The sequence below is a fragment of the Armatimonas sp. genome, from assembly GCF_964826245.1.
The window spans coordinates 1-3,939 of sequence record NZ_CBAYMC010000329.1 but is presented as its reverse complement, the minus strand read 5'-3'; the positions used below and the strand labels follow the sequence as shown (position 1 = coordinate 3,939).

General features: G+C 57.5%; 4 protein-coding genes. 3 read left to right on the top strand and 1 reads right to left on the bottom strand.

Features of this window, described 5'->3' with window-relative positions; genetic code table 11:
* Positions 1–12 precede the first annotated feature (12 nt).
* From AC1XOS_RS20780 to AC1XOS_RS20770, 3 genes are read left to right on the top strand one after another with little or no spacing between them, the layout of a single operon-like run.
* Positions 13–636, top strand: a complete 624-nt coding sequence (locus AC1XOS_RS20780) for a DedA family protein (protein WP_481964122.1) — start codon at positions 13–15, stop codon at positions 634–636.
* Positions 637–660: 24 nt separating this feature from the next.
* Positions 661–1,608, top strand: a complete 948-nt coding sequence (locus AC1XOS_RS20775) for a phytanoyl-CoA dioxygenase family protein (protein ID WP_481964121.1) — start codon at positions 661–663, stop codon at positions 1,606–1,608.
* Between the two features lie 3 nt (positions 1,609–1,611).
* The gene (locus tag AC1XOS_RS20770) at positions 1,612–3,663 is read left to right on the top strand and encodes an adenylate/guanylate cyclase domain-containing protein (RefSeq protein ID WP_481964120.1); all 2,052 of its coding nucleotides are present in this window, start codon (positions 1,612–1,614) and stop codon (positions 3,661–3,663) included.
* On the opposite strand, the gene AC1XOS_RS20765 is transcribed toward AC1XOS_RS20770, so the two are convergent.
* Positions 3,650–3,939 (bottom strand): glucuronyl esterase domain-containing protein (locus AC1XOS_RS20765; RefSeq protein WP_481964119.1); only part of this gene is annotated, 290 nt, incomplete at its 5' end. The genes AC1XOS_RS20770 and AC1XOS_RS20765 overlap by 14 nt on opposite strands.

The window sequence follows — 3,939 nt, the reverse complement described above, 5'->3', positions numbered from 1 at the left end:
AAGATTCTCAATATGATTATTGCCTGGCTCCAGTCTCTGGGGCCACTGGCATACGGTGGGCTGTTTCTGATTATTTTCGTTGAGACCGGCGTCGTCGTGATGCCCTTTCTTCCCGGCGACTCGCTCCTCTTCACGGTGGGGGCGCTGGCCGCGGGGGAGAAACCAGCGTTCTTGCTCGGGGTTCTCTATCCGCTCCTGATGGCGGCGGCACTACTTGGGGATAACTGCAACTACTTTCTCGGCAAGAAGTTTGGGCGCGGGCTCTTTAACAACCCGAACTCAAAAATCTTCAAGCGCGAGAATCTCATTAAGACCGAGAATTTTTTCGCTAAACACGGTCCTAAAGCCATCATCATGGCGCGCTTTGTTCCGATCGTGCGTACTTTCATGCCGTTTGTCGCCGGAATGGGCGCAATGACCTACGGGCGCTTCTTAGCTTTCTCCGTGGCGGGCGCGGTTTTATGGGTGGGCTTGTGTGTCACGGCGGGCTTTTTCTTTGGCAATATCCCCTTTGTCAAGAAGAACTTTGAGCTGGTCTTGATTGGGATTATTCTCGTCTCGGTACTCCCCATGGTCTTTGAGTTTTTTCAGCACCAAAAGCACGAGAAAGCGGCGAAGGAAGAGGAGTCGCGCTAGCGGCTTTTCGGCTACAATAGAGGCATGGAAACGGCCCCGATGCTGGCGAACCCGATTGCGGTTCCTCGAATTTTAAGCGACGACCAAGTCGCGTTTTTTGTCGAGAATGGCTACTTGGTTCTGGAGAGCTTGGTCACTCCCGAAGAAGTTGACGAGCTGCGGTGTGACACGGTGCACCTGGCGCGGGGGGGCTACCCGTGCGAGAATCTTCAGCCACTCTCTGCGGAGCTCACCGACGACGAGGCGCTACGACGAATCCTCTGTATTCATCAGCCGCACTTTGTGAGCCCGGTGATCGAGAAGTATGTCAAGCACGCAAAAATCTGCGGCGCACTCTCGCAGATCACGGCGGCGCACCTGCCGTTCTGGGATGGCTCGGTCAAGTGCATGCAGTCTATGCTCTTTGTGAAGCCGCCGGCGTTTCAGGGGCAAGCCTGGCACCAGGACGAGATCTACATCCCGACGCGTGACCGAAGCCTCATTGGGGCGTGGATCGCGCTCGACGATGCGACTATCGAGAACGGCTGCCTCTGGGTGATTCCTGGCTCGCACAAGCCGGGCTATCTCTACCCCCAGCGCGATCATAATAATACGGAAGAGCATGACTTTGGGCAGGAGAGCTACGGTTTTGACGAGAGCCTGGCCGTGCCAGTCGAGGTGCCGGTCGGGAGCGTGGTGTTCTTTAACGGCTATCTTCTTCATAAGTCGCATAAAAACCGCAGTGAGATCTACCGGCGTGTGCTGGTCAGCCACTACATGAACGCCTGGAGCCTGCTTCCCTGGAGCCTCAAAGACGGTGAGTCCGTCGCGACGGCAGATCGGCGCAGCGTGATTCCCGTGGCGGGCGTGGATCCTTACACCTGGAAAGGCTACGACAACCCGCCCCGCAATGTCTGGCTGCGGACGTGTAAAGCAACAGAGCAGCTCAAGATTCCTGAGGAACACACCACCACCGACGAGCCGTCTGAGTAGCGCATGGCATTTCGAGCACTCTCTCTGCGCACCACGATCACTGCGGCCACACTGACCACACTTACGGCGACCCTGCTCGTGGTGCTGATCAGTACCTACAACCAGTGGCGGCTGACCTCGGAGGAGCTTTCCCAGCAGGTAATTACACGAACATCGCAGGTGATCGAGCGGCGCATGAGCCGCCTGCTTGCTACGGCACAGAGTGCCAGTGCGCTTGCCCAGAGCTTTGTTGCACGCCATGAAGCCACGGGGCTGGACTTTGCCGACTTTGAGAGTATCGGGGAGGATTTCTACAATGTCACGGCCGCTCTTCCCGAAGTCTCGTACTTGACGCTCGGGGTGGAAAACACGGGAGCCTACTGTCAGCTCCAGCGCTTAGACGATGGCATGCTTCGGATTCAGCACTGTGCTCCTCCCAATAAAAACGCGATCACACACCGCAAGGAGTTTATTCACCTGCGGGATGGCACACGCCAGCAAGTCACCGACGATCCGCGCTGGAAGTACGATCCCCGGCTTCGTCCTTACTACAAAGCGGCGGTCAAGGCGCAAAAGGCCACTTGGACGGAGACCTACAGCTTTGTAGACCCCAAGCGCGGCGATATTATCGGGGTGACCTACGCCACACCACGCTACGATAAAACCAAGAAACTACGCTGTGTTGTCTCTGTGGACTTCACCCTTGAAGATATCACACGATTTCTTCGCAGTGTCCGGCTCGGAGAAACGGGCTTTGGTTTTGTGGTAGAGGAGAAGGAAAAGGGGGCTCAGATCATCGCCAGTGGTAGCGACTACCCGGAGGTACTCAAGGTTGCTCTGGCACGAATCACCTACCCGCATCCGGGCGACTCACTCCAAATTGCTCAGATCCAGTCCAAGGGAGCAGACTACATGATCAGCTGGCGGCGGCTTGTTGAGCCTAATGCACCACGCTGGGTGGTCTGTACCCTGACTCCTCAAAAAGAGCTGACGGGCCGTGTGGATGCCAGCCTTAGAACGACTCTCTACTGGGTTGGACTGGGCAGTCTGCTTGGAATTGTAGGCAGCCTCTGGCTCGCCCAGGGAATTGCCCGTCGGCTTCGTCGGATCGCCCGTGAGATGGAGCAGACACGCCTCCTGCAGCTGGCTCCCCAACCCACCCTGGGCAAGGGGCGTATTATCGAAGTAAATCAGCTAGGGGAGGGACTAGAGCGGCTCAAGGCAAGCCTCCGAAGCTTTGAGCGATTCGTGCCCACGGAGTATGTTCGCCAGCTTATTGCCACAGGTAAGGAGGCCGAACTCGGCGGGATTCAAACAGAGGTCACGGTGTTTTTTGCCGATCTTGCGAACTTTACGGCGATTGCAGAGTCCCATCCTCCGGAGGAAGCAGTTTCGATCCTCAATGCGTTCCTGGAGCAAGTCAGTCAGGAGGTTGCGCGCGTACATGGGGTGGTCGATAAGTACAACGGCGATGAGGTAATGGCCTTCTTCCATGGGAAAGACCATGCGAAGCGTGCCTGCCACGCTGCGCTCCAGGCACAGGCCGCCATGACAGACCTGCGTCATCGGCTTAAGAGCGAGTCACTCTCCATGCGCATCGGGCTTCACACCGGCGAGGTGATTCTGGGCGTGGTCGGCTCTGCCGTGCGCTACAACTACACTATTCTGGGCGATACAGTCAATACAAGCAAGCGGCTCGAAGGCCAGAACAAGGCCTATAAAACCAAGATCATGCTGAGCCAGGCGACTCTAAAGCAGACGGAAGAAAGCTTTCTAGCACGTCCTCTCGACATACTCACCGTGATTGGCAAGACCGAGGCGCTGCATATTTTTGAGCTGATGGACTCGCGCGAGGGAGCGGACCCTGAGAAGCAAGCCCTTGTGGCGCAAACGGAGCAGGCTCTGGTAGCCTACCTTCAGCGCGATTTTGCCCAAGCCCGGCAGCTCTATGAAGCGATTCTTACGGCCCATCCCGATGATGGGCCTACAAAGGTGCTCCTAGCCCGTGCCCTCGCTTTTGAAAAAGACCCGCCGCCTGCTGACTGGGACGGTATTTGGCGGGCTACGGAGAAGTAAGATCGCCGATGTAGCCAATGGAGAAGCGCGGCTCGTAGGCCATGGTGACAAGTGCCGCTTTTCCGTAGCGCGAGAGCCCCTCAATCGCGACACGCTTTGCATTCACGGCCTTGTCGGTCTCGAAGTAGTCCAGCGCACGGCTCGCGCCCCACGCCCACGCTTTGAGCGCACCCCAGTCATCGGGCTTGCGCGGCTCGCCTTTGTTGACCAGGCCGATAATGCCCTCACGTAGCCCCGCGCCATTGTCGGCCTGCACGGATGCGGGGGAGAGGATGG

Bases quoted from the DNA above. Each gene is read 5' to 3' on its own strand.
- AC1XOS_RS20780 (WP_481964122.1), top strand. From the start codon at position 13: ATGATTATTGCCTGGCTCCAGTCTCTGGGGCCACTGGCATACGGTGGG.
- AC1XOS_RS20775 (WP_481964121.1), top strand. From the start codon at position 661: ATGGAAACGGCCCCGATGCTGGCGAACCCGATTGCGGTTCCTCGAATT.
- AC1XOS_RS20770 (WP_481964120.1), top strand. From the start codon at position 1,612: ATGGCATTTCGAGCACTCTCTCTGCGCACCACGATCACTGCGGCCACA.